The sequence below is a fragment of the Pseudomonas marginalis genome, from assembly GCF_008692035.1.
GTDB lineage: Bacteria > Pseudomonadota > Gammaproteobacteria > Pseudomonadales > Pseudomonadaceae > Aquipseudomonas > Aquipseudomonas marginalis.
In genome coordinates this window covers 20,174-46,349 of the sequence record NZ_VTFG01000006.1, presented here as the reverse complement: position 1 = coordinate 46,349, position 26,176 = coordinate 20,174, and the positions used below count along the sequence as shown (strand labels likewise).

Annotated in this window: 19 protein-coding genes; 17 read left to right on the top strand and 2 right to left on the bottom strand. The window is 62.5% G+C overall.

The features are described from left to right. The first annotated feature begins 40 nt into the window (after positions 1-40). Positions 41-2,491, top strand: a complete 2,451-nt coding sequence (locus tag FX984_RS32115) for a TonB-dependent siderophore receptor (protein WP_146478333.1) — start codon at positions 41-43, stop codon at positions 2,489-2,491. Positions 2,492-2,596: 105 nt separating this feature from the next. Here FX984_RS32115 and FX984_RS32110 read toward each other — a convergent pair whose 3' ends face one another. Both FX984_RS32110 and FX984_RS32105 read right to left on the bottom strand, forming a co-directional pair. Then, positions 2,597-3,301, bottom strand: coding sequence for a DUF3142 domain-containing protein (locus FX984_RS32110; RefSeq protein ID WP_141605219.1), 705 nt, complete (start codon positions 3,299-3,301; stop codon positions 2,597-2,599). Beyond that, complete coding sequence (locus FX984_RS32105; protein WP_146478334.1) at positions 3,298-5,460, bottom strand: PA5441 family protein; 2,163 nt, start codon at positions 5,458-5,460, stop codon at positions 3,298-3,300. Before FX984_RS32105 ends, FX984_RS32110 begins: the two co-directional genes overlap by 4 nt. Positions 5,461-5,639: 179 nt before the next feature. Here FX984_RS32105 and FX984_RS32100 point away from each other — a divergent pair, with 179 nt between their 5' ends. The 16 genes from FX984_RS32100 (at position 5,640) to FX984_RS32025 (ending at position 26,157) form a co-directional block, all read left to right on the top strand. Next, positions 5,640-7,244 (top strand): glycosyltransferase family 39 protein, encoded by a 1,605-nt coding sequence (locus tag FX984_RS32100; RefSeq protein WP_146478335.1) that lies wholly within the window; start codon positions 5,640-5,642, stop codon positions 7,242-7,244. Between the two features lie 33 nt (positions 7,245-7,277). Further along, a complete protein-coding gene (locus FX984_RS32095) occupies positions 7,278-7,523 on the top strand; it encodes a DUF2789 domain-containing protein (protein WP_027608071.1) in 246 nt (81 codons plus the stop codon). 100 nt (positions 7,524-7,623) lie between these two features. Beyond that, positions 7,624-9,117: a Fic family protein gene (locus tag FX984_RS32090; protein ID WP_146478336.1), complete on the top strand. Its 1,494-nt coding sequence runs from the start codon at positions 7,624-7,626 to the stop codon at positions 9,115-9,117. A gap of 74 nt (positions 9,118-9,191) precedes the next feature. After that, positions 9,192-9,425 (top strand): hypothetical protein, encoded by a 234-nt coding sequence (locus FX984_RS32580; protein ID WP_186511926.1) that lies wholly within the window; start codon positions 9,192-9,194, stop codon positions 9,423-9,425. Positions 9,426-10,017: 592 nt separating this feature from the next. Next, positions 10,018-10,428, top strand: a complete 411-nt coding sequence (locus tag FX984_RS32080) for a MarR family winged helix-turn-helix transcriptional regulator (RefSeq protein WP_027608073.1) — start codon at positions 10,018-10,020, stop codon at positions 10,426-10,428. Next, positions 10,425-12,503 carry an FUSC family protein gene (locus FX984_RS32075; protein ID WP_098480633.1) on the top strand — a complete coding sequence of 693 codons (2,079 nt, stop codon included), beginning with the start codon at positions 10,425-10,427 and terminating at the stop codon, positions 12,501-12,503. The genes FX984_RS32080 and FX984_RS32075 overlap by 4 nt, the downstream gene beginning before the upstream one ends. Then, positions 12,500-12,709, top strand: coding sequence for a DUF1656 domain-containing protein (locus FX984_RS32070; RefSeq protein ID WP_012721577.1), 210 nt, complete (start codon positions 12,500-12,502; stop codon positions 12,707-12,709). The genes FX984_RS32075 and FX984_RS32070 overlap by 4 nt, the downstream gene beginning before the upstream one ends. Continuing rightward, positions 12,706-13,596 carry an efflux RND transporter periplasmic adaptor subunit gene (locus FX984_RS32065; protein WP_027608075.1) on the top strand — a complete coding sequence of 297 codons (891 nt, stop codon included), beginning with the start codon at positions 12,706-12,708 and terminating at the stop codon, positions 13,594-13,596. The genes FX984_RS32070 and FX984_RS32065 overlap by 4 nt, the downstream gene beginning before the upstream one ends. Then, positions 13,593-15,035, top strand: a complete 1,443-nt coding sequence (locus FX984_RS32060; protein WP_146478337.1) for an efflux transporter outer membrane subunit — start codon at positions 13,593-13,595, stop codon at positions 15,033-15,035. The genes FX984_RS32065 and FX984_RS32060 overlap by 4 nt, the downstream gene beginning before the upstream one ends. A gap of 81 nt (positions 15,036-15,116) precedes the next feature. Beyond that, positions 15,117-15,749, top strand: coding sequence for a hypothetical protein (locus FX984_RS32055; RefSeq protein ID WP_027608077.1), 633 nt, complete (start codon positions 15,117-15,119; stop codon positions 15,747-15,749). 148 nt (positions 15,750-15,897) lie between these two features. Next, positions 15,898-17,394 (top strand): YdgA family protein, encoded by a 1,497-nt coding sequence (locus FX984_RS32050; RefSeq protein ID WP_098480630.1) that lies wholly within the window; start codon positions 15,898-15,900, stop codon positions 17,392-17,394. A 300-nt stretch (positions 17,395-17,694) separates the two neighbouring features. Continuing rightward, positions 17,695-20,175, top strand: coding sequence for a poly-beta-1,6 N-acetyl-D-glucosamine export porin PgaA (gene pgaA / locus FX984_RS32045; RefSeq protein WP_146478338.1), 2,481 nt, complete (start codon positions 17,695-17,697; stop codon positions 20,173-20,175). Between the two features lie 12 nt (positions 20,176-20,187). Then, positions 20,188-22,185: a poly-beta-1,6-N-acetyl-D-glucosamine N-deacetylase PgaB gene (pgaB, locus tag FX984_RS32040; protein ID WP_092358621.1), complete on the top strand. Its 1,998-nt coding sequence runs from the start codon at positions 20,188-20,190 to the stop codon at positions 22,183-22,185. A gap of 2 nt (positions 22,186-22,187) precedes the next feature. After that, a complete protein-coding gene (pgaC, locus tag FX984_RS32035) occupies positions 22,188-23,528 on the top strand; it encodes a poly-beta-1,6-N-acetyl-D-glucosamine synthase (RefSeq protein ID WP_146478339.1) in 1,341 nt (446 codons plus the stop codon). Between the two features lie 2 nt (positions 23,529-23,530). After that, positions 23,531-24,013, top strand: coding sequence for a poly-beta-1,6-N-acetyl-D-glucosamine biosynthesis protein PgaD (gene pgaD / locus FX984_RS32030; RefSeq protein ID WP_092358623.1), 483 nt, complete (start codon positions 23,531-23,533; stop codon positions 24,011-24,013). Positions 24,014-24,435: 422 nt separating this feature from the next. After that, positions 24,436-26,157 (top strand): ShlB/FhaC/HecB family hemolysin secretion/activation protein, encoded by a 1,722-nt coding sequence (locus FX984_RS32025; RefSeq protein WP_074848304.1) that lies wholly within the window; start codon positions 24,436-24,438, stop codon positions 26,155-26,157. The last annotated feature ends 19 nt before the right edge of the window (positions 26,158-26,176 follow it).

Genomic DNA, 26,176 nt, shown 5'->3' with positions numbered 1-26,176 from the left:
TGAAAGCCAATCAAGAAGCGTTCTCACGGGGAGTCCTGCAATGCCGCACCACCCAATCCAACCCTTGGCCCGCGCCTTGCGCCGTGGCCTGTTTGTCAGCCTGCTGGCGACGGTGCCGATGCTGCCGACCCAGGTACATGCCGAAGACAGCACCGAAGCGCTGCGTGCCTACAACATTCCGGCGGGCAGTCTCGATCAGGCCTTGAACCAGTTCGCCAGTGCGTCGGGCATCTTGTTGTCGGTCGATGCTTCCCTTACCCAAGGCAAGCGCACCACAGGCCTGCAGGGAAGTTATGGCGTCGGGTCCGGCCTGGAGCGGCTGCTGGCAGGCAGCGGCCTGGTGGCGGTGCAGGCCCAGGGCGGTTGGTCGTTGCAGGCGATGCCATCCGCCGGGCCGTTGCAGCTCGGCGCGACTCAGATCAGCGCCCAGCAGGCCGAGGAAAGCGCCTGGGGCCCGGTGGACGGCCTTGTCGCCACGCGCAGTGCGTCCGGCAGCAAGACCGATTCGGCATTGGTGGAAATCCCCCAGACCATCAACGTGATCACCGCCGCCGAGATCAAGGCTCGCGGCGCCCAGAGCGTCACCCAGGCGTTGCTCTACACCCCGGGCATGACCGCCGGTGGCTTTGCCGACCGGGTCAAGTTATTCGACGAACCTACCTCGCGCGGCTTCACCCCCACGCCCTTGTACCTTGACGGTTTGCACCTGCCCTACGGCGGCGGCAGCACGGGTGGAGCGCTGCAGATCGAGCCCTACTCCCTGGAGCGCATCGAAGTGCTCAAGGGCCCGGCCTCGGTGCTGTATGGGCAAAACCAGCCGGGCGGTATCGTCAATATGGTCAGCAAGCGCCCCAGCGAAACCCCGGTGCATCAGGTGGTGCTGGAAGCCGGCACCTACGAGCACAAGAGTGCGGCCATCGACCTCAGCGGCCCGCTGGATGAACAGGGGCAATTCCTCTACCGCCTCACCGGCCTGGCCAACGACGGTCAGGACGAGATCAACTACGTCGAGAACAAACGCCAGTTCATCGCCCCCAGCCTCACCTGGCGCCCCAACGACGACACCCGTGTGACGCTGTTCGCCCAATACCAGAAGGACAAGGGCGTGCCCGAGGCCCAAGGGTTGCCGGCGTCCGGCACCTTGTGGGCCAACCCCAACGGCAAGATCAAGCGCGATGTGTTTATCGGCGAGCCCGGCGTCAACCAGTACAACCGCGAGCAGTACGTGCTGGGCTACGAGATTTCCCATCGCCTCAACGATACCTGGACCCTCAAGCAGAACGCGCGCTACGCCGAGGTGGACGACCGCTACACCGCACCGCTGCACGGCTACCGCTTCGTCGCCAACCCGGCCACCGGTGTGCAGGACCAACGCTACCTGCAGCGCTTCGGCGTGGACTGGGCGCAAAACAACAAAGTGTTTGGCGTGGACAGCATCGCCCAGGCCGAATTCGACACCGGTGCGCTGTCCCATACGTTGATCGTCGGCCTGGATTACTACCACTCCGGCTCGCTGTTCCATGGCCTGTATGACCGCAACCCACCGGTAATCGACCTGTTCAAGCCGGTCTACGGCCAGCGCCTGAATTTCGGCCAACCGTACCGCTGGGACCGCACCCTGAGCCAGACCGGCCTGTATGTGCAGGACCAGATCAAACTGGATAAGTGGGCCCTGGTGCTCGGTGGGCGTTATGACTGGGCCAGCGTGGTGAACAAGGAGCCGCTGCAAGGCACCCGCTTCGCCAGCAAGGACGAAGCCTTCACCGGCCGCGCCGGCCTGGTGTACCTGTTCGATAACGGCCTGGCGCCTTTTGTCAGCTATTCCGAATCGTTCCTGCCGCTGACCGGCACCGACGCCCAGCGCAAACCGTTCGACCCCTCCACCGGCAAGCAATACGAAGTGGGCATGAAGTACCAGCCGCCGGGCCAGAAGAGTTTTGTGCAGGTCGCGGTCTATCAGCTCGACCAGGAAAACGTGCTCACCACCAACCCCAACGACACCTTCAGTACCCAGAGCGGCGCCATGCGTTCCCGCGGCGTAGAACTGGAAGCCAAGGCCGCCCTCAGCGACGCCTGGGAGATCATCGCCTCGGCCGCGCGCAACGACATCAAGTACACCAAGGACGAAGAAGGTCGCCAAGGCCGCCACCCCGCTGGCATCTCGCCGCTCACGGCGTCGATGTGGGTCAACTACACCGTACTGGGCGACACCCCGCTCGCCGGCCTCGGTGCCGGCCTGGGCGTCCGCTACGCGCGCCAAAGCCTGGGCGATTACTACGAAGGCGCGTTCAGCGTGCCGTCGTACAGCGTCTACGACGCCAGCCTGAACTACGACCTGGGCGCCTCGCCGCTCAAGCTCAAAGGCGTGAAACTGGCAATGAACGTGCAGAACCTCACCAACAAGACCTATGTCTCGCAGTGCACCAGCGACCTGGATTGTTACTACGGGGAAGGGCGTACGGTGGTGTCCAGCCTGACCTATGACTGGTAACCATCTTCCAATGTAGGAGCGAGCTTGCTCGCGAAAAACGTTAACGATGACGCGGGTCTTTCTGAATGCTCGTGGCAATCTCAGGTTTTCGCGAGCAAGCATCCATCAAGGATTGCGTAAAAACACCACATACCCCCGAAACCACTCGCTCCCCTGCAAATACCCCGGCTCCTCCCACTCTCCACCCTGAATCAAACCGATCTTGAACGGCAGCCCCATTCGGTTCATCCGTGGCAAATACGCCGCGTAATCCGGGATGCTCTGGCGGCCCTGATAGGTCTGCACCACCACCTCATCCACCACGCCTTTGAGCTGGCTGATGGCGGTGGGGTCGGCGTTGCTGCTCCAGTCCATCAGGCCGGTGATGCTCAGTTTCAGATCGGCCGGCAGGCGCTGGCGCAGGTCGCGCAGGAAGTCGGCGTATTCGTGCAGGTATTGGGTGCGGGCGTCGAAGTCGATCTGGATGCCGACCACCGGGTTGCCTGCGTCGCGCCAGCGTTGTACCTGGCCGAGCAGTTGGGTGTAGACCTGTTCGGGCCAGCGCAGGGTGTGGGCGCGGTAGACCACCCAGACGTCGCCGCGGGTGAGGCGCGGTACGCTGATGCCTTGGGCGATCAGTTGCACACCGCGCTGGGGCGCGCGGCGGGTGGCGTTGATCTGGCCCTGGAGGATGTACAGGGTCTTGGCCTGCTTGAGTACCGGCTGGGGCGTGACGCCGCTCCACAGCCAGAAGGCGTCGTAGTCGCGGGCATCGACGGCACCGAAGGCCGGGCTTGCCAGCAACAGCACGCCCAGCCACAGGTGCTTCACCAGTAGTACTGCAGCGATTTGCCCCACTGGGTGTCGGCGAAACCACTTTTCAGTTGGCGGAACCAGGCTTTGCGCACGCCAGGTTCGACGTCCTGGCCGCCGCAGCTGTTGTAGCCGGCCGGCGCGTAGCAGTTGATGGCGCGGAACAGGGCGTAGGCCTTGTCGTTTTTCGGTGCCTTGGCATTGCCGATGACCTGTTGGTAACCGTCGAGCCGCGAGAAGGTTTCACCCTTGAAATCCGAAGCGGTGCTGCCCAGGCTGCCGGCGGCGCGGGCCTGCTCCAGAGGCATGCCGTCCAGGTTGTTGCGCAGGATGAATTCGCCGAAGCAGTTCAGGGCCTGAGGGTTCTTCGCGTCGGTCTGCAAGGTCGCTGCGGTTTGCGCGATGCTCGGGCAGGCGTAGCCGGATTCGGCCTTGTCGCCGTTCCACTGGAACAGCTTAAGCGTCTGGCTGGCGCTGTAGACATAACCCAGGCTGGTGCCCAGCTTGTCCTCGGGGGCCTGGGCCGGCAGCTGCTTGAGGTCTTCGGCGAAGGTGGCGAACTGGCCGTGCAGCAGGTCTTTGTAGAGCAGCACGAATTGCGCGGTCTGGCGTTCCAGCGGATCGCTCGCCTGGGCGATCTGCTGGCGCAGCAGTTCAGGCCCGGCGATGTTGCGCAGCAGGATGTAGCGCACCTGTTTGGCGCTGATCGGCGAATCGCTGGCGAACACCTTGGCCAACTGGCCGCTGCGCTCGTAGTTCATGGCCAGGGCCAACTCCAGCTGGTCGCGTTGCAGCGGCAGTTTTGCCAGCGGCAACAGTTGCAGCCACAGCGCTTCGGCGCCTTTCCAGTCCTGCTTGGCTTCCAGGGCCAGGGCGCGCAGGGTCTGTTGGCTGAAGGCGAAGTAGTTGAGGTTTGTCGGCACGCTTTGCGGCAACTGCTTCAGGGCAGCATCCGGTTGATGTTCGATGTACAGCGCACACACGGCCAGCAAATACTCATAGAGCTCCGGCTCGCTGGCGAACGCGGCTTTTTGCTTCTCGAGGTCTGCGCGGTTGAGGGCCGGCTGGTTGCCGCCGCGCATCACCATCAGGTCGCTGACGAGCTGGATCATCGGGGTCTTGACGGTATCGCTGTTGACCATCAACAGCTTGAGGTCAGCTTCTTCTACCAGCTCATCCTCAGACACATTGCGCTGCTCGTCGGTGGCCGTCAGTGCCCAGGCGAACGCGTCGGCGAGCTGGGTGTTGTCGTCGGCCAGCCAGTACACCCGGCGCAGCAGGCCGTGGGCCGAGGCCGCGTATTCGCCCTGTGGATAAGTCTTCAGGTAGGCCTTGAAGCCCTGCTCGGCCGTGGCCAATGCGGGTTTATCCACACGGTCCAGGTGCGGTACGCCGTCTTCGTCATAGGTATCGGCCTGGGCCTGGTTGAGCGCTGTGCGGGCGGTCATGTACAGCGCGGTTTCCTTCAGCCACGGCGACTGTGCACTGCCGACGCCGGCAAAGCCTTGCGCGGCCTCGGCGAAGCGGCCGCTGTAGAAATCCGCGGCGGCTTGCAGGTAGGTGCGAAACAGTTGGCCGTCGGCTGACTGGATCTGCTGCGGCTCGGCGATCACCGGGCCATCCCAGGTGCAGGTGGTGAGCAGTTGCAGCCGCGCCTTTGCCAGCAGCGCGCGCTCGGCCGCCGGCATGTCGGCCTTGACCACCTGGCGGATAAACGCCGTGGCGCTGTCATCGTCGTTGCTGCGGCAGCGGCTGCCTTCGCCATTGAGGAAGGCTTCGCCAGCGGTCTTGTACGCCTCGCGCTTGATGCCCAGGGGCGTCAGCAGGGTGTCCAGCTCAGCGGTAGGCGAATCGTCCGAGTCGGGCTCGGTCTCTGCACTGGAGGCAGCGGCCAGGCGATACACCGGGAACGGCACCGGGCCGAAACCCTGGGCCAGGTCATCTTCGCTCAACGCCTTGGGCACCAACGGCGCGGCCTTTTTGTCCGCCAGCAACAGGCGCAGGTTGGCCCGGCTGTCATTGCCCGGGCTCAGGAACGGCACGTTGTTGCAAGGGTCGAGGCTGTCACGCGAGACACGCCAATCGGGGTAGCACGAATCGTCGGAACTGGCCTGGGCCTGCTGGGAAATACCGGCCAGCAGGGCCAGTGCCAGGGGGGAGAGAAAACCGATACGCATGACGTGTCCTTGATCCTGGGTCCTTGGAGGGCGGCAATCATAGCGTGTTCCTGCGGGCGCTTCGGTGAAGCCCTACACAAATTGCTGATTTGTCCGATTCCAGAAGCGAACCGGGGGCTTTTGTCCTAGAGTGGCGGTGTTTGCGCTGAGGCACTCAAGGCAACAGCGGGGGAATCGAGGTGCGCCGGTCTGTGGTAGAGCAAAACGAAAAGGTCGGTGCGTTGCCCGCATTCAATCGTCTTACGTGGGAACGCGTCGGTTGGCTGAGCCGACTGTGGTGGGTGCCGATCCTGGGACTGGCCATGGCCCTGCGGTTTTACCGCCTGACATCGGCGGCGATCTGGGGCGACGAGGGCTCCAGCCTGCTGCTCAGTGAATACGCCGCTGCCGACCTGTGGTTTCACGCCGCTCACGATGTGCACCCGCCGTTGTACTTCTTCATGCTGCGCGGCTGGATCGAGCTGTTCGGCGACAGTATCTGGTCGATTCGTGGCATGAGTGCCATCCCCGGCGTGGTTGCGGTGGGCCTGGGTGTCTGGCTGACACGGCAACTGTCTACCCGGCGTGCTGCCGTGCTGGCGGGGATCCTGCTGGCGCTGCTGCCCACGGCGGTGCGCTACAGCCAGGAAGTGCGCATGTATTCGCTGCTGGGCGTGTGGCTGCTGGGGGCCACGCTGGCGCTGGTGTACTGGGTACGCCAGCCCGAGCGGCTGCGCTACCTGGCCATGTATGTGGCGTTGATGAGCGCCGGGTTCTACACCCATTACTTCACCGCCCTGTGCGTGCTGGTGCATTGGGCTTACCTGGGGGTGCTGTGGCAGGCGCAGCCGCGAGGCCGACGGCTGATCGCACGCCCGGCCTGGTGGGTAGCCAATGCCGCGATTGTGCTGTTGTACGTACCGTGGCTGCCGAACCTGCTGGACCTGGTGCAGCACGTCGAACAACTCAAGGTAGGCGGGGACATAGGCTGGGAAGAACCGGTCAGCCTGTTTTCCCTGCCTTCGATGATCTGGCAGTTCGTGTTACAGGATGAAGGTATCGGCTTCTGGCCACCGCTGTTCTGGTTTGTCCCGCTGTTACTGATGGCCGTGGTCGTGATGACGGCCGCGCGAGACCGCGAACGCCATCGGCCAGCTTGCCTGCTGGCGCTGTTTTTCCTGCTGCCGCTGTTGCTGGTCTACGGGGTATCGTTTATCTCCCCGGTGTTTATCGAGCGCTACCTTACGGTGTACGCCTTGGGTTTGCCGATCCTTGTCGCCATGGCGATCGACCGCCTGCCTGCGCGCTTGTCGCTGCTGGGTGCGGCGCTGTTCGTGCTGTTTGTCGGCGTGGAGCTGGTGGGCCTCAAAAACAACTTCACGGTGGATGAGCACGACCAATTCAATGTGCCGGTGGAGTTCGTCAATCGCAATTACCAGGAAGACGATCGCATCGTCCTCAGCGACATGATGTGGTACCTCAGCTATGTGTATTACGACCAGACCGACGCCCAACTGCAGCTCTACACCCCGCCCAAGCCCGATGGCACGCCGACCCGGCCCAACGCCTACGGCTTCGGCACCCTGGTGGACCAGGACGGCGGGCGCATTTACCTGGACCGTCTGTCGGCACTGCCCGCCGACACCCGCCGCGTGTGGCTGATCAGCAGCAACGAAGCGTCGGACGATTTCGCGCCACTGCCCCAGGGCTGGCGCGAACTCAGTCGCCAGGACGGTGGTGGTGCCAGGGCGCGTTTGTTCGTGTTGTGCAACGTGCCGCCACCACAACCCGAGGGCTGCCGCTAGACTCGGTTAAATACCTTTTTTCAGGAGTCCGTCATGGAATCGCCCGTGCACAGCTTGCCGTCACTGTTCAAACAGCTTGGGCTGCCGGATGACCCGGTCGGTATTGATCAGTTTGTGACCGCCCACTCGCCACTCAAGCCGGATTTGAAGTTGGCTGAGGCGTTTTTCTGGACAGACAGCCAGAAAGCATTTTTGCGTGAGGAAATCTTGGACGATGCGGATTGGGCGGAGGTGGTGGATGAGTTGAATCTGATGTTGCGGGGTGGGCGAGGGGTGTAAAAAAATCTTTTGAAAATTGTGTTTTTGTAAAAAAAAAAGGTGAGCAGTAAAAAAATCTGGGCTTTAATCGCCTGGGTTATTTTTTCTTGGGGGATTCACCTTGGCAACAGTCGGATATGCCCATCTATGTGAAGTCCTGGACCTAAAGATTATTGCGCCCTCCCGTGTTGCGATGATTAAACCCGTGACCAGAATCACTCGAATCGGCACTTGTCTGGCTGTGCCGGCCGCTGTGGCGCCCGCGCATGCTGCGTTATTTGAGCATGTGCTATTTGCTCTCAAGCATGAAGGCGTGAACCTGGCCGTGCTCGCCCAGGCTTTTGAACGGCTTGGTCCTGAGCCGTTTTTGGTTGCCTTGGCGGATTCGCCCAATGGTGCGTTCATTCGCAAAGCTTGTTTTCTATGGGAGGGATTTACCGGGCAGGCCCTGGATTATTCAAAGCCCGTTCGAGGCCGCGTCGTTGCCTTATTCGATCCCGAGCGCTACGTAACCGGACCCAGCATCCGCAACAGCCGCTGGCGCGTGGATTTCAACGGCTTGGGTTCTTTGCATTACTGCGCCACCGTGGAGCGAACGCCTGAGCTGGACGCGTTGTTGGCGCTCAATGTGCTGGCCCGCGCCAAATCCTTCATGGCCACCCTCCCACCCGAAATGATGGACCGTGCCATCCAGTGGGCCTACCTCCACGAAACCCGTGATTCGTTTGCCATCGAAAAAGAACAACCCAGCGAAGAAAAATCCCGCCGCTTCGTTCAACTGTTACGCCAGGCCCACGAAGGCCGCTTGCTGACCGAGGACTACTTGGTAGATCTGCAGAACAGCACCGTCTCCAACCCCTTCGACAAAGCTGTCGCGTTTCGCCATGAGCAGAATCATCTGCACAACGGCCTGCGCGGCGCGGCGGGCGTCAGCTATGTTCCTCCAGCCCCTGAACTTTGCCAGGAACTGATGGAAGAGCTGATGGCCTTCGCCAATCAGCCAGTACGTGAAGTCGACCCCCTGGTAGCGGCGGCAGTCACTGCCTTCGGCTTCGTATTCCTGCACCCGTTTATGGACGGCAACGGGCGATTGTCGCGCTTCCTGATCCATCAGACGCTCTGCCATTACGGTGCACTGGAAAACGGCCTGCTGCTACCGGTGTCCGTCGCGATGAAGCACGAAGAGCAAGCTTATCTGGCCGCTCTCAAAGCCTTTTCCCAGCCGACGCGGGAATTCTGGAACGTCACGTGGCTGGACGGCGATCAAATGGCCTTCGACTTCATCGGCCACCCCTCGATCTACCGCTACTGGGACGCCACCCACTGCGTCGAATTCACCCTGCAAATGGCCCGCCGCGCGTTGGAAGTGGAACTGCGCGAAGAAACCGAATTTCTCGACCGCTACGACCGCGTGATCAAGGCCGTGAACCAGCGCTTTGATGTGCGCGGCAGTGATCTATCAAAGCTGGTGATGATGTGCCTGGATAACGAGGGCAAGGTTTCCAAGCACCGACGCAAGCAGTTTCAGTACAGCGTGTCGGAGGAGGTGTTTGAGTTTATTGAGGAGGAGGTGGGGCATGCTCTGCGCGACACTGGGAAATTTCCTATCGGCTAAGCGGAAGTGGACGGTAGTGGCCGGTGGGAGGCGCTCGCTATTAACAGGCGCTAACTCCCTGCTCTGGACACAACATGAAACGGCTGGTTTTTTGGTTTTGGGGAGTCATGGATGCCCTTTATCTGATTCGGTATGCAGTGGCCAGCGCAATAGAGGGAAGGATTCCTTATTTAAGCGATTTTGAAAGTGCTTTATGGGTGCTGCGTGATCATAGTGTTGTGCAGTTATACATGTTCGGCTTTGCCATGCTGCTGCAAGCTTCCATCGTAATCTCGTGCTTACTGTTTTTCTTGGACGTGAACAGGTGAGGTGGGTTACTTACCTTCAAACACCCTTGCGATTGGCTTTTATTGTGCCTTCTGTTTCGCTGTTGCTGGTAGGTGCTCAGTTTTTTCCTAACTACAACTTGGTGTTAATGGCTGCGTTAGTCGTTGCGTCCGAGGCAGTGAAAATCTGGAGCGTCTGGCGGTGGAGCAAAAGGTGCTGACGTTTTCCAGCAGGGCCGCTTAGGAGGCTGAGCGGGCAATAAGCCGGTTGCACAGACCCAACCATCCCCTTGGTCACGGCCACACGGATCCCCCTTCGCGAGGTGATGGGCCAAAACAAGCGCCACCTGGATGGCGAGGCCGCACAGCAATCCTGAAGCCGACACCGATCCAAATGTGGGAGGGGGCTTGCCCCCGATGGCGGTGGATCATCTAACGAATCTGTTCACTGACACTCCGCTATCGGGGGCCAGCCCCCTCCCACATTCGGCCTGCGGCGTTGCCACTGAATCGCTCCACCCATCCGCTAAATTGTTTCAAAACTTGACGCAATTCGATCCCTTGGCCATATTGATAGTTAGCAAACTAACTGTATGCGAACTATCCAGTGCCTCAATCCCTCGAACAACTCCAGATGAACCTCAGCAGCAGCATGGTGGTGGGCGCCCGTAACTGGCGCAAAATCTGCCAGAGCACGCTGGTCAGCTATGGCATCTCCGAAGCCTGCGCCGTGCCGCTGTTGATGATCGGCCGCCTGGGCGACGGGGTGCACCAGGTCAAAGTGGCCCAGGCCTCCGGGATGGAAAGCCCGTCCCTGGTGCGTCTGCTCGACCGGCTGTGCCATGACGGCTATGTGTGCCGTACCGAAGACGTCCACGACCGCCGCGCCAAGGCCCTGAGCCTCACCGAGCGTGGTCGCGAGTTGGTGCAGGCGGTGGAGGTGCAATTGGTGCGCCTGCGCCGCGAAGTGCTGGCGGACCTTCCGACCGCCGACATGGAAGCCGCACTGCGCGTACTGCGGGCCTTTGAGGCGGCGACGCTTTGAACGGATTTTTTACCGGTTTTCCGCCCGCCCGTGACTGGTTCTATGGGGTTCGTACCTTCGCCGCGTCGATGATCGCGTTGTATATCGCCATGCTGATGCAAATGCCGCGTCCGTACTGGGCGATGGCCACGGTGTATATCGTCTCCAGCCCGTTTGTCGGCCCTACCAGTTCCAAGGCCCTGTACCGCGCCATCGGCACCTTGATGGGGGCGGCGGCGGCGGTGTTTTTTGTGCCGATGTTCGTGCAATCGCCGTACATCCTGGTGGTGGTGATCGCACTGTGGACGGGCACCTTGCTGTTCCTCTCCATGCACCTGCGCACCGCCAACAACTACGCCTTGATGCTCGCCGGCTACACCTTGCCGCTGATCGCCCTGCCGGTGGTGGATAACCCGCTGGCGGTGTGGGATGTGGCCGAGGCGCGGACCGAGGAAATCTTCCTCGGCATTGCGGTCGCGGCGGTGGTGGGCGCGATGTTCTGGCCACGGCGGCTGATGCCGGTGTTCGATGGCGCGGTGGCCAAGTGGTTTGGCGACGCCCAGGTCTACAGCCAGCGTTTTCTTTCTCGCAATGTGCAGCCGGAAGAAGTCAGCGCCCTGCGCGGCGGCATGGTCGCCACCTTCAATACCCTTGAATTGATGATCGGCCAGTTGCCCCACGAAGGCGCGCGGCCGCAGACGGTGCGCAATACCAAGGAATTGCGCGGGCGCATGATCCACCTGCTGCCGTTGGTGGAGGAGCTCGACGATGCGCTGTATGCCGTCGAACAGCGTGCGCCGCAGTTTCTCGAGCAACTGACGCCGCTGCTGGAAGCTACCCGGCAGTGGCTGGAAAACACCACCGAAAGCGCACCGCTGGAACGCTGGCGTGCCCTGCGTGACCAGGTCGACACCCTGCAACCCCAAGGCGAAGCGCTGGACGAGCGCCCCACGCTGTTGTTCTCCAACGCCCTTTACCGCCTGGGCGAGTGGATCGACCTGTGGCAGGACTGCCGCAGCCTGCAAGCCGCCATCCAGTGCGAAAGCCAGGACACCTGGCGCGCCGTGTACCGTCACTGGCGCCTGGGCCGGCTCACACCGTTCCTCGACCATGGCCTGATGCTTTATTCGGCGTTTTCCACCGTCACCGCGATCATCGTCGCGTCGGTGCTGTGGATCCTGCTGGGCTGGACCGATGGCGGCAGCGCGGTGATCCTGGCAGCCGTGGCCTGCAGCTTTTTCGCTTCTATGGACGACCCGGCGCCGCAGATCTATCGGTTCTTTTTCTGGACCGCCATGTCGGTGCTGTTCGCCAGCCTCTACCTATTCCTGGTCCTGCCCAACCTGCACGATTTCCCGATGCTGGTACTGGCGTTCGCGGTGCCGTTCATCTGCATCGGCACGCTGACCGTGCAGCCGCGTTTTTACCTGGGCATGCTGCTGACGCTGGTGAACACCTCGTCGTTCATCAGCATCCAGGGCGCCTACGACGCGGACTTCCTCAACTTCGCCAACGTCAACCTGGCCGGGCCGGTGGGCCTGCTGTTCGCCTTTGTGTGGACGTTGATCGCCCGGCCCTTCGGCGCCGAACTGGCGGCCAAGCGCCTGACCCGTTTCAGCTGGCGCGACATCGTCGGCCTGACCGAGCCCGCCACCCTGAACGAACACCGGCACCTCGCCGCACAGATGCTCGACCGCCTGATGCAACACCTGCCGCGCCTGGCGATGATCGGCCAGGACACCGGCATCGCCCTGCGCGACCTGCGCGTAGCGCTCAACCTGCTCGACCTGCTGGCCTATTCGCCGCGCATCCTAGGTGTACCGCGGGTGCTGCTCAACCAGGTGGTGGAAGGCGTGGGCGGTTACTTCAAGGCCTGCCTCAAGGCGGGTGAACGCTTGCCTGCGCCCAGCGGTCTGCTGATGACCCTCGACCGCACACGCCGCGCCCTCAATGGCCAGGGCCTGCAAGACGAAGACGACACCCGCCTGCACCTGCTGCACGCGCTGGCCGGCCTGCGCCTGGCACTGCTGCCGGGTGTGGAATTCATTGGCGGCACGGAGATGGAAGCGCCGCTACCCGATGGAGCGCCTTTATGATCGGTGATCTGGATATCAGCGGGGTGTTCCTGCCCACGCTGCTGGTGCTGATGGGCATTACGTACGTGTTATTCCTGGTGGTGCACGGGCTGTTGACCCGCGTCCACTTCTATCGCCTGGTCTGGCACCGGGCATTGTTCAATGTGGGGCTCTACGCGCTGTTGCTGGGCGCGGTGGACTCACTCAGTCGATACCTGATGACATGAAAAAACCTTTTTTGACCATCGGCCGTGTAGTCCTGACGTTGTTGATCGTGAGCTTCGCGGTCGTCGTTGTGTGGCGCATGGTCATGTACTACATGTTTGCGCCCTGGACCCGTGACGGTCACATCCGTGCCGACATCGTGCAGATCGCGCCGGACGTGTCCGGGCTGATCCAGCGCGTCGATGTGCACGACAACCAGCTGGTGACCAAGGGCCAGGTACTGTTTGCCGTCGACCAGGACCGCTTCAAGCTGGCCCTGCGCCAAGCCCAGGCCGCCGTGGCCGACCGCCAGGAAACCCTGGCCCAGGCAAGTCGCGAGTACAAGCGTAACCGTGGCCTCGGCAACCTGGTGCCCAGCGAGCAGCTGGAAGAAAGCCAGTCCCGTGTTGCCCGCGCCCAATCGGCCCTGGCCGAAGCGCAAGTGACGGTGGACTCGGCCCAACTCAACCTCGACCGCTCGGTGATCCGCAGCCCGGTGGACGGCTACGTCAACGACCGCGCACCGCGTACCCAGGAGTTCGTCACCGCCGGGCGGCCGGTGCTGTCGGTGGTGGACAGCAATTCCTTCCATATCGACGGCTACTTCGAAGAGACCAAGCTCGACGGCATCCACGTCGGCATGGGCGTGGACATCCGTGTGATCGGCGACAACGCCCGCCTGCACGGGCATGTGCAGAGCATCGTCGCCGGTATCGAAGACCGCGACCGCAGCAGCGGCTCGAACCTGCTGCCCAACGTCAACCCGGCGTTCAGCTGGGTGCGCCTGGCCCAGCGGATTCCGGTGCGTATTGCCTTTGACGATGTCCCGGCGGACTTCCGCATGATCGCCGGGCGTACCGCCACCGTATCGATCATTGGCGACAAACCCAATGACGGAGCCAAGCCATGAAGCAGCTGTGGGCAACTGCTGCGCTGGGATTGTTGCTGTCGGCCTGCCAAGTGGTGGGGCCGGATTACCAGCTGCCGCAAACGTCTGCCGTCAACCGCGCTGACCTGCAAGGGCAACTGGCGGGCAAGGGCAACGACGTGGTGTCGGCGCCGGTGCCGGCCGACTGGTGGAAGCTGTACAAAGACCCGCGCCTGGACGAGCTGGTACGCCAGGCCATGGCCTCCAACACCGACCTGCGCGTAGCCGCAGCCAACCTGCAGCGCGCCCGTTATCAGACCCAACAGGCTGAATCCGCCGGCGGCTGGAGTGCCGGCGCCAAGGCCGAGGTGCAGCGCCTGCAGGAATCCGGCGAAGCGTTTTTGCAGGCGGACAAAGTGCCGGTGGATAACATCGGCAGCGTCGGCATTACCACCTCGTATCAATTCGACCTGTTCGGCACCTTGCAACGTGGCATCGAAAGCGCCCAGGCCAGCGCCGATGCGGCCCAGGCTGCCGCTGATACCGCACGCATCACCCTGGTGGCCGATGTGGTGCGCTCCTACACCCAGGTGTGCGCGGCCAACGAAGAACTGGCGATTGCCAACGAGTCCCTCGACCTGCAAGCCCAGAGCACCAAACTGACCCAACGCCTGCGTGACGCGGGCCGTGGCGATGAAACCCAGGTCACCCGCTCGCAAACCCAATACAAATCCCTGCGCGCCGACATGCCGCGCTACGAAGCGGCGCGCCAGGCCGGGCTGTTCCGCCTGTCGATGCTGCTGGCCAAGCCCGTGGACCAACTGCCGGCGGGCACCGGCACCTGCGCCGAGCTGCCGCACATCGCCCAGCTGTTGCCGGTGGGCGATGGTGCGGCGCTGCTGAAACGTCGCCCCGACGTGCGCCAGGCCGAGCGCCAACTGGCCGCCGCCACCGCGCGTATCGGCGTGGCCACCGGCGCCTTGTACCCGGACATCGCCATCGGCGCCACGGTGGGCACCGTGGGCCTGCTCGACAACCTCGGCCAGCCGGCGACCAACCGCTGGGGCTTCGGCCCGATGATCAGTTGGACGGTGCCGACCAACGGCGCCCGTGCGCGCATCCACGAGGCCGAAGCCGCGACTCAGGGCGCCCTGGCGCATTTCGACGGGGTGGTCCTCAACGCCATCCGCGAAACCCAGACCGGCCTGGCGCAATACACCGCCGTGCTGCAACGGCGCGAGGCGCTGGCGGACGCCGAGCGCTCGGCCCAAGAGGCGGCGGACCAGACCCACCGCTTCTTCCAGGCCGGCCGCGAATCGTTCCTCGCCGACCTGCAAGCCACCCGCACCTACACCGCGATGCGCGCGCAACTGGCGGCGGCCAATACCCAGGTTGCCATGAGCCAGATCGATCTGTTCCTGGCCCTGGGCGGCGGCTGGGAAAGCGGACGAACGCAAGCGTCACAGCCCGGCAAACCCTGAGCGAATAGCTATGCTTGGACAGGCGGGTCGCCGTGACGACTCGCCTGACACTGCTCGCGTTTGCTCATGGGGATTCCAATAATGAAAAACCCTTATGCTCCCGCTTTCTGGTGCGTGCTCTTCGCACTGGTGTTGTTATCGGCCGCGTATTTCTACGGCGTCATGCTCGCCCATCAACTCGACAAGGCCATGGTGTTTCTCGACAGCGCCTGCCTGGTGATCGGCTCCCTGTCCATCGGCGTGGTGGCCTGGGCGTCCTACCAGAACCAGCGCGTGAAGAAAAAACTCCTCGAACAAGGCAAGACCCGCGTCGCGATCTGGGACACCAAGGTCGCTCTGCGTCGGGTCGAAACCGTGTTCGACCGCTATTTCTGGGGCAGCTATTGGCAGCCGGGGCGCACCTTCCAGGAAGTCATGGGCGACCTTACCGGCACGCCCCTGGAAAAAAGCCTCGAAGTCCTGAAAAAACAGTGCGTGGCCCTCGATCGGCAGGTCGCCGATGGCCGGCATTGGCTGAATAACGCGCGGGAATTGTCCGACGTCGCCACGCAGATGGCCCGGGAGCGCTACCAGCTGGACTTCTGCGACCCCAAGTCCGACACCCCCGGCAATGCGGTGATACACCGCGAGTTTGAGGTGCTGGTGTACACCTGGACGGCGCGCCTGAAGAGTTTTGACCACCAGCTCGACGAGATCGAGTTGGAGTATTCGTGAACCAACTGCACGCCTGACCCCTCTGAGAAAGCTGGGCCGTTTGCGGCCGCCAGTGCTAATCTTCCCCCGTTTTCGGCGGGCTTGAGCCAACCCTTTCGGGGTTCAAGGAAGACAGCCCACTTCTCACAGGATTTGATCAGGTCACTTCATGAATAAGCCAGCAGTCGTTCTTTTGGGTTTAGTTGTCGCCGTAGGCGTCGTCAGTGCAGGCGGCGCCTGGTACACCGGTAAACAACTGGAACCGGTGCTGCAAACCGCGATCCAGAACGCCAACAAGGAACTGCAGACCTCCATGGCCGGCGTCGACGGCACCGTGGCCCTGGAGCTGGTGTCCCTGGAGCGTGGCGTGTTCAGCAGCACCGCGCACTACCGCCTGAAGGGCCAAGGCTCGGTGTTCGGCGAAGAAAACCCTAATCCGGAACTGCTGTTCGTCGACCATATCGAACACGGCCCGCTGCCGTTCTCGCGCCTGGTGACGCTCAAATGGCTGCCGGTCATGGCCACCAGTCACTACGAACTGGAAAAGAACCCCACCACCGAGAAGTGGTTCGCCGCCGCCAAAGACGTGTCGCCGCTCAAGGGCGTGGCCAATATCGGCTACAGCCGCTCGGTCAACGGCAACATCGAATTGCTGCCCCTGGAGTTCAAGGACGCCGCAGCTTCGGCGAGCTTCTCTGGCGCCAACCTGAATTTCGACAGCACCGCAGAAGGCCAGAAGGTCAAGGCTGACGGCTTCATGAACAGCTTCAAGATCGCCGGGCTAGATGGCAAGGGCGAACACTTCGAAGCTCAATTGTCTGGCCTGACCATCGCCAGCAACCTGGAAAAATCCACCTTTGGCTTCTACACCGGGCAAAACACCGTTGAGCTGACCGACAGCACGTTCACCTTCGGCCCGCAGAAAGCCGTGCTGACGGTCAAAGGCTTCGAGCAGAAAGACTCCAGCGAAACCAAGGACAACAACCTGGCCGGCCGTGTCGACTACAAGATCGACGAGATCGGTTACCAGGGCAAACCCGTGGGTTCGGCGGCCATGGCCCTGAGCATGAAGAACGTCGACATCCCGGCCATGCTGGTGTTGACCAAGCTGTACCAGGACAAGATGCAGCCGGTGCAAGCCGCTGCCGCAGCGGGCCAGCCCACGCCTGAGCTGCAACTGACCGAAGCCGAGCAGGCCCTGGCCGAAGCGAACGTCAACCAGGTATTGGCCGCCAAGCCGCAGATCGCCGTGGAAAACCTGTCGCTGAAAACCACCCATGGCGAAAGCAAGTTCAACCTGCTGGTGGACCTGGCCAAGCCGGCCTCCATGGAGTTGCCGCCGGTTGAGCTGGGCAAGCAGATGATTGCATTGCTGGATGCCAACCTGACCCTGTCCAAGCCGATGATCGGTGACGTGGCTGCCCTGCAGGCGCAACTCGGTGGCGTGACCGACCCGAAAGCCATCGAGCAGCAGTCCCAGATGGCCGCCGAGATGGTCAGCGGCATGGCGGTCGGTACTCAGTTGGCGACCCTGGTCGGCAGCGATGTGGTGTCCAAGTTGCACTACGCCAACAATGAAGTGACCTTCAACGGCCAGAAGATGACCGTCGAGCAGTTCATTGGGTTTGTGATGGCCAAGTTCGGCGCGGTCAGCGGCGGCCAGTAAAGCGTTCGCCATCGCCCGGAAATAAATAATGTGGGAGCGGGAGTGCCCGCGATAAGGGTCAAACAGTCGACGCACCTTTCGGCCGGCACCCCGTTATCGCAGGCAAGTCCGCTCCCGCATTCACATTTCAGGCGGGCCGCGCAATTCTGAACAATTGTTCCGGATTGGTCTTTTTCCTACTTTCCTGAGAGATAGTTCACACAGGAAAGCTAGGCCGGGTCATTGGACGCCGGCACCCTGCGGCAATTCGCTCAGGACCACCTATCGTTACAGCTTTCCGTGTGTAAGGAAGCTCACGATATGTTGCGAAACCTACCACTCAGTGCATCAGGCCGGTTGCGACTGCTCGTCGGGGCCGCCTTATGCAGCCAATTACTGATCCCCGCCTTCGCCATGGCCGATCCGGCCTATGACGCGCTGATCATTCAGGCGCGCAACGGCAACTTCACCCCCGCCCTGACTCAATTGCGCCAACTGTCCGCCGAGCGCCAGACGCCAGGCCAGGTCAGCGATCATGTGGTGATCGCCGGTTGGGCCGGCCAGGACGCCGAAGTGCTGAAGGTGTACGAGGCCCAGGGTAAACATCGCAACCTCAGCACCCAGGCGCTCGCCACTGTCGCGCGGACCTATCGCAACCAGAAGCAATGGGCCCAGGCCGAGGCGGTCTATCGCCAGGCGTTGCTGCGTGAACCGAATAACGTCGACCTGCAACTGGGCCTGGCCCTGACCCAGGCCGACGGCGGCAAGGCGGACGAAGCGGTACAACGTACCCGCGCATTGGTCGCCGCCAAGCCCGATGACCCCAACCGCCGCATGGCCCTGGGTTATGCACTGACCCGCGCCGGCTTGAACTACGACGCGCTGTTCGAGTTCGACCAGGCGTTTATCCGCGCCGGCGACAAGCCTGACGTCGCCCGCGAATACATCGTCGCCCTGCAAAAGGCCCGCCTGCCGGAAGCCGCGTTGCGCCTGTCGGCCCAGCGTCCTGGCCTGCTGGACCCGGTGACCCAGCGCCGCCTGGAAGGCGATCTCGCTGCCGAGCGTGTGCGCATGGCCGAGTTCGCCACACGCAGCGAAAAAGAACGCTACGTGATTGCCGACCGCGCCCTGGCGGATTACGACAAACTGCTCGCCCGTTGGACCCCGGACGCCAGCGCCCATGACGATGTGGTGCGCTGGCGCATCGACCGTCTCGGTGCACTCAAGGCTCGGGCGCGTACCGCCGAGGTGATCCGCGAATACGAGACGCTTAAGGCCGAAGGCGTGCAACTGCCGACCTACGCCGTGCGTTGGGTGGCCGCGGCCTACCTGGACCAGCGCCAGCCGGAAAAAGCCGAGCCGCTGTATCGCCAGGCCCTGAGCGCCACCGACGCCGAGCCCGATGATCGGGTCGAAGACACCACTGCGCTGTTCTACGCCTTGCAGGAAAGCGATAAAGCCGAGGACGCCAACGAGGTCGCCAAGGGCCTCGCCAACAGCCAGAACCCTCGGGTCGAGCTCAAGGGCTTGCCCATCGGCAACCCCAACGACGCGTGGATGGACGCCCAGCAACTGTCGGCCCAGGCCGGCGTCTACGGCGGCGACCTGCCGGGCAGCGAAGCCGGCCTCGAAGCGCTGGTGGCGAAAGCCCCTGGCAACGTCGGCCTGCGCCTGGCCCAGGCTGACATGTACCGCGCCCGCGACCTGCCACGGCGTGCCGAAGGCATCCTGAAGGAAACCGAAGCCCAGGCCCCACGGGATATGGGCCTGGAAGTGAGCCAGGCCTACACCGCCATGGACCTGCAGGAGTGGCGCCAGCTCGACGTGCTCACCGACGATGTGCTCGCCCGCAACCCGGATAATCGCCAGGTGCAGCGCCTGAGCCGCCTGCGCGACGTGCATGACATGGCCGAACTGCGTGTCGAGGCGTATACCGGCAAAAGCTTTGGCGGCGGCAATGACAGTGACGCGGGCGCCGTCGCGGGTAGCCGCGACTGGGGCATTGAGAGTCGGATCTACACGCCGCCCATCGACGAAGACTGGCGTGTATTCGCCGGCGCCGGGTACGCCAAGGCCGACTTCAGCGAAGGCACGGGCCAGCATCGCTGGCAGGTGGTGGGCGTGGAGCGGCGTACCCGCGACATGACCATTGAAGCCGAGGTGTCCAACCACTCCTACGGCGATGGCGCCAAACAAGGCGCCGCGATGTCGATTGCCCGTGACATCAACGACAACTGGCAATACGGCGGCAGCCTGGGCTACCTCCTGAGCACCACGCCGCTGCGGGCGTTGAATGACGGCGTCACGGCCAACGGTGGCAGCGGCTTTATCCGCTGGCGCGCCAACGAAAGCCGCGAATGGAAACTGACCCTCAGCCCCTCCCATTTCAGCGATGGCAACGACCGCTTCGAAGCCTTGCTCAGCGGCCGCGAAGGCCTCTACAGCTCGCCGAAGGTGCAAGTGGACCTGGGCCTGGAAGTCGGCGCCAGCCGCAACAGCAAGGAAGACACGGTGTACTTCAACCCGAAGTCGGATTTCACCGTGCTGCCCGTCCTCAACATCAACCATGTGCTCTATCACCGCTACGAGACCCAGTGGAGTCAGCAGTTCCAGGTCGGTGCGGGTACCTATAGCCAGCGGGATTATTCCACCGGTGGCATCGGTCTGGTGGGCTACGGCCAACGCTTTCGCTGGAATGACGTGCTGGACGCCGGCGCCAACCTGAGCCTGATCAGCCGACCTTATGACGGGGATCGCGAACGCGATCTGCGTCTGCTCGTCGACCTCACTTACCGTTTCTAAAAGAGCCTGACCATGACCTTCCTCAGCCGTTGCTTGTTGGTTCTGGGCGTATTGCTGGCCAGTGCCTGCGCCCAGCAACCCGCGCCTTTCACTCCACCCGCCGAGCGGCCGACACCGGCCAACGAAACGGCGTGGCCGAAAAACCATTTCCTGGGCATTGCCTACCATGACGTGTCGGACCGTGACCCCGACCAGGCCGTGGTGGCGGTACGCACCGAGCGATTGATCGAACAGTTGGCCTGGCTGCGGGAGAACGGCTACCAGGCGGTCAGCGTTGACCAGATCCTGGCTGCCCGCCGTGGCGGCCCCGCGTTGCCGCCCAAAGCCATCATGCTCAGCTTCGATGACGGCTATTCGAGCTTCTATACCCGCGTGATGCCGATCCTGCGTGCCTATCGCTGGCCGGCCTTGCTGGCGCCGGTGGGCTACTGGATCGACACGCCGATGAACAAACCGGTGGACTTCGCCGGCTCGCCACGGCCGCGCGGCGAGTTCCTCACCTGGCAGCAGATCCGCGAAGTGTCTCAGTCCGGCCTCGTGGAAATCGCCGCGCACACCGATGCCAGCCACACCGGGATCCTCGCCAACCCCCAGGGCAACCTCGAGCCGGCGGCGACCTCGCTGCGCTATGACCCGGCCACGGGCCGCTATGAAAGCCAGGCCCAGTTCCAGGCGCGGATGCGGGCGGATGTCTCGGCGATCTCCAACAAGATCCAAACCGTGACCGGTAAGAAACCACGGGTATGGGTGTGGCCGTACGGCGCCGCCAAGGGCACCTCGCTGGCGATCGTCAGCGAGCAGGGCTACCAGATGGCCCTGACCCTGGAAGACGGCCTCGACAGCTCCAGTGACCTGATGAACAGCCCCCGCTTCCTGGTGGCCTCCGACCCGGACGGCGAGCATTTCGCCAACAGCATCGTCGCCGTGCAAACCCCGGCACCGCTGCGGGTGCTGCATGTGGACCTGGACAACGTCTACGACCCGGACCCGGCCCAGCAGGCGCGCAACCTCGACCAACTGGTGCAGCGCGTGGTGGACATGGGCGCCGGTACGGTGTTCCTGCAAGCCTTCGCCGACCCCAAGGGTGATGGCCTGGTGCACGAACTGTACTTCCCCAACCGTCACTTGCCGGTGCGCGCCGACCTGTTCAACCGCGTCTCCTGGCAGTTGCACACCCGTGCCCATGCCGCCGTGTATGCGTGGATGCCGGTGTTGAGTTTTGCCCTCGATCCCAAGCTGCCCCGCGTGACGCGTTGGGACCCGGAAACCGGCCAGGTCGGCACCGACCCTGACCAATACAAACGCCTGTCGCCGTTCGACCCGCAGGTGCGCAGGATCATTGGCGAGATCTATGAAGACCTGGCGCGCAACAATGCCATCGACGGCGTGCTGTACCACGACGACGCAGTGCTCTCGGACTTCGAAGACGCCAGCCCCGCCGCGCTCAAGGCCTATGCCGCCAACGGCCTGCCGGGCAGCATCCAGGCCCTGCGCGCCGACCCGGCCGTGATGCAACGCTGGACGCGCTTCAAGAGCCGCTACCTGATCGACTTCACCAAAGAGCTGACCGCCAAGGTCCACGCCATCGGCGGGCCGCAGGTGCAGACCGCGCGCAATATCTTCGCCGAGCCGATGCTCAACCCGGCGAGCGAGGCCTGGTTCGCCCAGAACCTCGATGATTTCCTCCAGACCTATGACTGGACCGCGCCGATGGCCATGCCGCTGATGGAAGGCCAGGAGTACAAGACCTCCAATGCCTGGCTGGAGAAGCTGGTGGCGACGGTTAAGGCGCGTCCCGGCGCGATGGAACGCACCGTATTCGAACTGCAGGCCAAAGACTGGCGCACCAAGGCCGCGCCGGATATCGACGCTGTGCAGATGGCTGAATGGATGGGTGTGCTCAAGCGCCAGGGTGTCACGAGTTTTGGCTACTACCCGGACAACTTCCTGGAAAATTCCCCGGACCTGAAGACTGTGCGTCCGGCCCTTTCCAACCAATGGAATCCTTGACCATGTTCGACAGAATCCTGGCGTTATTCGTGCTGGCACTGGTATTAGGCGTGCCCCTGGGCCTGATCTTCCTGGTCACCGGGCAGTTCCTGATGGACTTCGTGTTTTTCTACCCGCTGTTCATGTCGGCGCTGTGGATCGCCGGCGGCTTGTACTTCTGGCTGCATTGGGAGCGCCACTGGCCCTGGGAGGAAGACACACCGGCACCGACCCTGGCCGGCAACCCGCTGATCTCGATCATCATCCCTTGCTACAACGAGGGCGATAACGCCGCCGACACCATTCATGCGGCGCTGGGCCAGTTGTACCCGAACATCGAAGTGATCGCGGTCAACGACGGCTCCAAGGACAACACCGCCGCCGTCCTCGATGCCCTGGCGCTGGAACATCCGCGCCTGCGGGTGCTGCACCTGGCGCAGAACCAGGGCAAGGCCGTGGCCTTGCGTATGGGGGCGGTGGCCTCGCGCAGCGAATACCTGGTGTGCATCGACGGCGATGCGCTGCTGGATAAAAACGCGGCGGCCTACATGGTCGCGCCGATGCTCGACAACCCGCGCCTGGGCGCCGTGACCGGCAACCCACGCATCCGCACACGCTCGACCTTGATCGGCCGCGTGCAGGTGGGCGAGTTCTCCTCGATCATCGGCTTGATCAAGCGCACCCAGCGCGTATTCGGGCGGATCTTCACGGTGTCGGGTGTGGTGGTGGCGTTCCGTAAAAAGGCGCTGGACCGCATCGACTACTGGAGCACCGACATGATCACCGAGGACATCGATGTCAGTTGGAAGCTGCAGCTCGATCACTGGAGCATCTTCTACGAGCCGCGCGCGCTGTGCTGGATCCTGATGCCCGAGACCGTCGGCGGTCTGTGGAAACAGCGCCTGCGCTGGGCCCAGGGCGGTGCCGAAGTGCTGTTCAAGAATATCCGTGGCATCTGGCAATGGCGCCATCGCTACCTGTGGCCGCTGCTGTTCGAATACTGCCTGTCCACCGGTTGGGCCTTTACCTTCCTGCTGTCGGTGATCTTCTGGGGCGTGGGCAAATTCATGGTGCTGCCGCAGGCGATTGCCGTGGACTCCCTGGTCCCGCCGGCCTTTACCGGCCTGGTGCTGGCGATGGTGTGCCTGGTGCAGTTCGCGGTGAGCATCCTGATCGACCGCCGCTACGAGAAAGACCTGTGGAAAACCCTGTTCTGGACCGTGTGGTACCCGATGGTGTTCTGGCTGGTCAGCCTGTTCACCACCCTGGTCAGTTTCCCCAAGGTGCTGTTCAACCAGCACCAGAAGCGCGCGCGCTGGGTCAGCCCGGATCGCGGTATCAAACCTGTTGAAGAGGAGGCCTGAGCATGAAACTGGTCAGAACTCGCCAAAGTACCGTGATGTGGATCATCGACGTGATCCTGACCTTGATGGCCTGGGCCGGACTGGTCTGGCTGCTGGCGCGCGGGATCACTTCGATGCTTGAAACCCACGGCGGCCCGCGTATCGAGGCGCCGATTTTCGCGGCGCTCAACACCTTGCAGATCTACCTGTGGATCGCACTGTTCAACGCCGTGATCCTGGTCACCTGGGCACGCTACCAGCAACGCAAGGGGCGTAAGTTCGCCCAGCGCCGTGCCGAAGCCAAGGCCCTCACCGACAAGAACCTGAGCGAGAGCTTCAGCCTCGCCGAGGGCGACCTGGAGCAACTGCGCCGCCCGGGCGTACTGGTGATCCACAACGACGAAGACGGCGGCGTGTCGGAAGTCAAAGCCCACGTCTCACGCGACGTGGAAAAACCAGGCTTGACCCTCGTGCCTGGCACGTCTCAGAACAAAGACGCCAGCTAGTGGTGTAAACCACAATCCAATGTGGGAGGGGGCTTGCCCCCGATTGCGGTCGATCAGCTAATGAATACTTGGCTGACACCTCCCTATCGGGACTCTTACCCTGCCGATCCCGATTATTGGGATCCAATTCACAAAACTCCCGCGAACTTATCTGCTTTTTTCGGTACTAACTTATCTCGGAAAGAACTTGATGGCCAAGTAGTGGCAACTTATAAGTTCTCCGACGAATCGCTATCAGAACAGCTGCCGCCTGTCGGAATAATATTTCCAATTTCAGGCCGTGTATCTTTTTGATGATTTTTTATTGTTATTAATCAATGTGTTGCGTGAATAACTAGCACGGGAATGCAACTGACTCTGTTTCTTGGGTTACTGCTAGTTCGATGTTAGTTTCGCGGCCCCTGATTTTCGACGGACCGAACATGTCTTTTTTATTGCCACGGACTCGGTACTTGCTATGCACTTTGCTGCTTGCTTATTTGAGCGGCAACAGTGCCTTGGCCGCCCCTACGCCGGGGGATCAGGACCTTATCCGCGACCGCCAGAACCGGCTTCTCGAAGAGCAGCGTCGGCGCCTGGAAGAGCTCCAGGACCTGCCCGGCAAGAGCAATCAGCCACAGGCCCCGGCACAGCCTGCTGACACCCGCTGCTTCCCCATCCAGGACATCGAACTCAAGGGCGCCGACAGCCTTTCCGCTGCCGACCGTAACCGCCTGCTCAAACCCTATATCGGCCAATGCCTGGGCGTTACGCAGCTCAATGAACTGCTCAAGGTCATCACCGATTACTACATTGCCAAGGGCCGCGTCACCAGCCGGGCCTACCTGCCGCAACAGGACCTTTCCAGCGGCCACCTGCAAGTGCTGGTGGTCGAAGGCAAACTCGAAGGCCTGAAGGGCGCCCAGGGCAGCACGGTCACCGACCGCGAGCTGGCCATGGCGTTTCCCGGCAAGGTCGGCGAGGCCCTCAACCTGCGTGAGGTCGAGCAACTGGTGGATCAACTGAGCCGCCTGCCGTCCAAACAGGCGCAAATGGAACTGACCCCCGGCACCCAGATCGGCGGCAGTGAAGTGCTGGTCAAAAACCAGCCGCAAAAACCCTGGCGCGCCAGCCTGTCGCGCAACAACGATGGCCAGAAAAGCACCGGCGAACAGCAGTGGGGCGCGGGCCTGGAATGGGACAGCCCGTTGGGCCTGGCCGACCAACTGATCCTGCGCGGCGGCCACGACGCCATCAGCGACCACCAGAAAACCTCGAAAAACAGCATGCTCTACTACAACGTGCCGTGGGGCTGGTGGAACTTCAGTTACACCTACAGTGAGAGCGATTACCGCACGCCGGGCAGCGTCGATGACTTCAAATACAAGCAATGGGGCGACAGCCAGAATCACCAGCTGCGCGCCGAGCGTGTGGTGCATCGCGATGACGTGAGCAAGACGTCGGTCAATGTCGGCCTCACTCATTTGCGCACCAACAACTACATCAACGACACGCGCCTGGGCGTCAGCAGCAACCGCCTCAGCGAATTCCAGGTGGGTATCAGCCACGGGCGCCGTATTGGCAGCGCGTTCGTCAACCTTGATGTGGGCATGCAAAACGGTATCGGTGCCTTCGATGCGCAAAAGGATGAGCAGACCCGTATCCGCGGCAACCTCACGCCCACGCCGCGCTACCGCAAATACACCGCCACCCTGAGCTACCTGCAGCCGTTCACGCTGTGGGGCGAGTCATTGAGTTTTTCCAGCCTGGCCACCGGGCAGCGCAGTGAAGACGTGCTGTACGCGCCGCAACGCATGAGTCTTGGCGGCTCGTACTCGGTGCGGGGTTTCAAGGACCAGCAGTTGAACGGCGACAGCGGCGGCTACTGGCGCAACGAAGTGCGTTGGGCGCGCCCGGTGACCCTCGACTGGATGCGCCCGGCCTTCGCCGAGTACGGCGCCAGTGTCGGCTACGACCAGGGCGTGATTCGCAACGATCGCTACAACGATGACCAGCACGGCCGGGTGTCGAGTAACTCCCTGGAGCTGTTTGCCCGCGGCAAGCACGTCAGCACCAGCGTGACGTTCGCCCATTCGCTGGAAAGGCCTGGCGTCGTGACCGAGCGCGAAGCGCCGATCTATTTCCGCCTGGATTTCTTCCTGTAATTCAACACCGCTGCCTTGA

What these genes read in the sequence shown, in the direction of transcription:
- FX984_RS32115 (WP_146478333.1), top strand. Translation starts at nt 41, where the DNA reads ATGCCGCACCACCCAATCCAACCCTTGGCCCGCGCCTTGCGCCGTGGC.
- FX984_RS32105 (WP_146478334.1), bottom strand. Translation starts at nt 5,460, where the DNA reads ATGCGTATCGGTTTTCTCTCCCCCCTGGCACTGGCCCTGCTGGCCGGT.
- FX984_RS32095 (WP_027608071.1), top strand. Translation starts at nt 7,278, where the DNA reads ATGGAATCGCCCGTGCACAGCTTGCCGTCACTGTTCAAACAGCTTGGG.
- FX984_RS32580 (WP_186511926.1), top strand. Translation starts at nt 9,192, where the DNA reads ATGAAACGGCTGGTTTTTTGGTTTTGGGGAGTCATGGATGCCCTTTAT.
- FX984_RS32080 (WP_027608073.1), top strand. Translation starts at nt 10,018, where the DNA reads ATGAACCTCAGCAGCAGCATGGTGGTGGGCGCCCGTAACTGGCGCAAA.
- FX984_RS32070 (WP_012721577.1), top strand. Translation starts at nt 12,500, where the DNA reads ATGATCGGTGATCTGGATATCAGCGGGGTGTTCCTGCCCACGCTGCTG.
- FX984_RS32065 (WP_027608075.1), top strand. Translation starts at nt 12,706, where the DNA reads ATGAAAAAACCTTTTTTGACCATCGGCCGTGTAGTCCTGACGTTGTTG.
- FX984_RS32060 (WP_146478337.1), top strand. Translation starts at nt 13,593, where the DNA reads ATGAAGCAGCTGTGGGCAACTGCTGCGCTGGGATTGTTGCTGTCGGCC.
- FX984_RS32055 (WP_027608077.1), top strand. Translation starts at nt 15,117, where the DNA reads ATGAAAAACCCTTATGCTCCCGCTTTCTGGTGCGTGCTCTTCGCACTG.
- FX984_RS32050 (WP_098480630.1), top strand. Translation starts at nt 15,898, where the DNA reads ATGAATAAGCCAGCAGTCGTTCTTTTGGGTTTAGTTGTCGCCGTAGGC.
- pgaA (WP_146478338.1), top strand. Translation starts at nt 17,695, where the DNA reads ATGTTGCGAAACCTACCACTCAGTGCATCAGGCCGGTTGCGACTGCTC.
- pgaB (WP_092358621.1), top strand. Translation starts at nt 20,188, where the DNA reads ATGACCTTCCTCAGCCGTTGCTTGTTGGTTCTGGGCGTATTGCTGGCC.
- pgaC (WP_146478339.1), top strand. Translation starts at nt 22,188, where the DNA reads ATGTTCGACAGAATCCTGGCGTTATTCGTGCTGGCACTGGTATTAGGC.
- pgaD (WP_092358623.1), top strand. Translation starts at nt 23,531, where the DNA reads ATGAAACTGGTCAGAACTCGCCAAAGTACCGTGATGTGGATCATCGAC.
- FX984_RS32025 (WP_074848304.1), top strand. Translation starts at nt 24,436, where the DNA reads ATGTCTTTTTTATTGCCACGGACTCGGTACTTGCTATGCACTTTGCTG.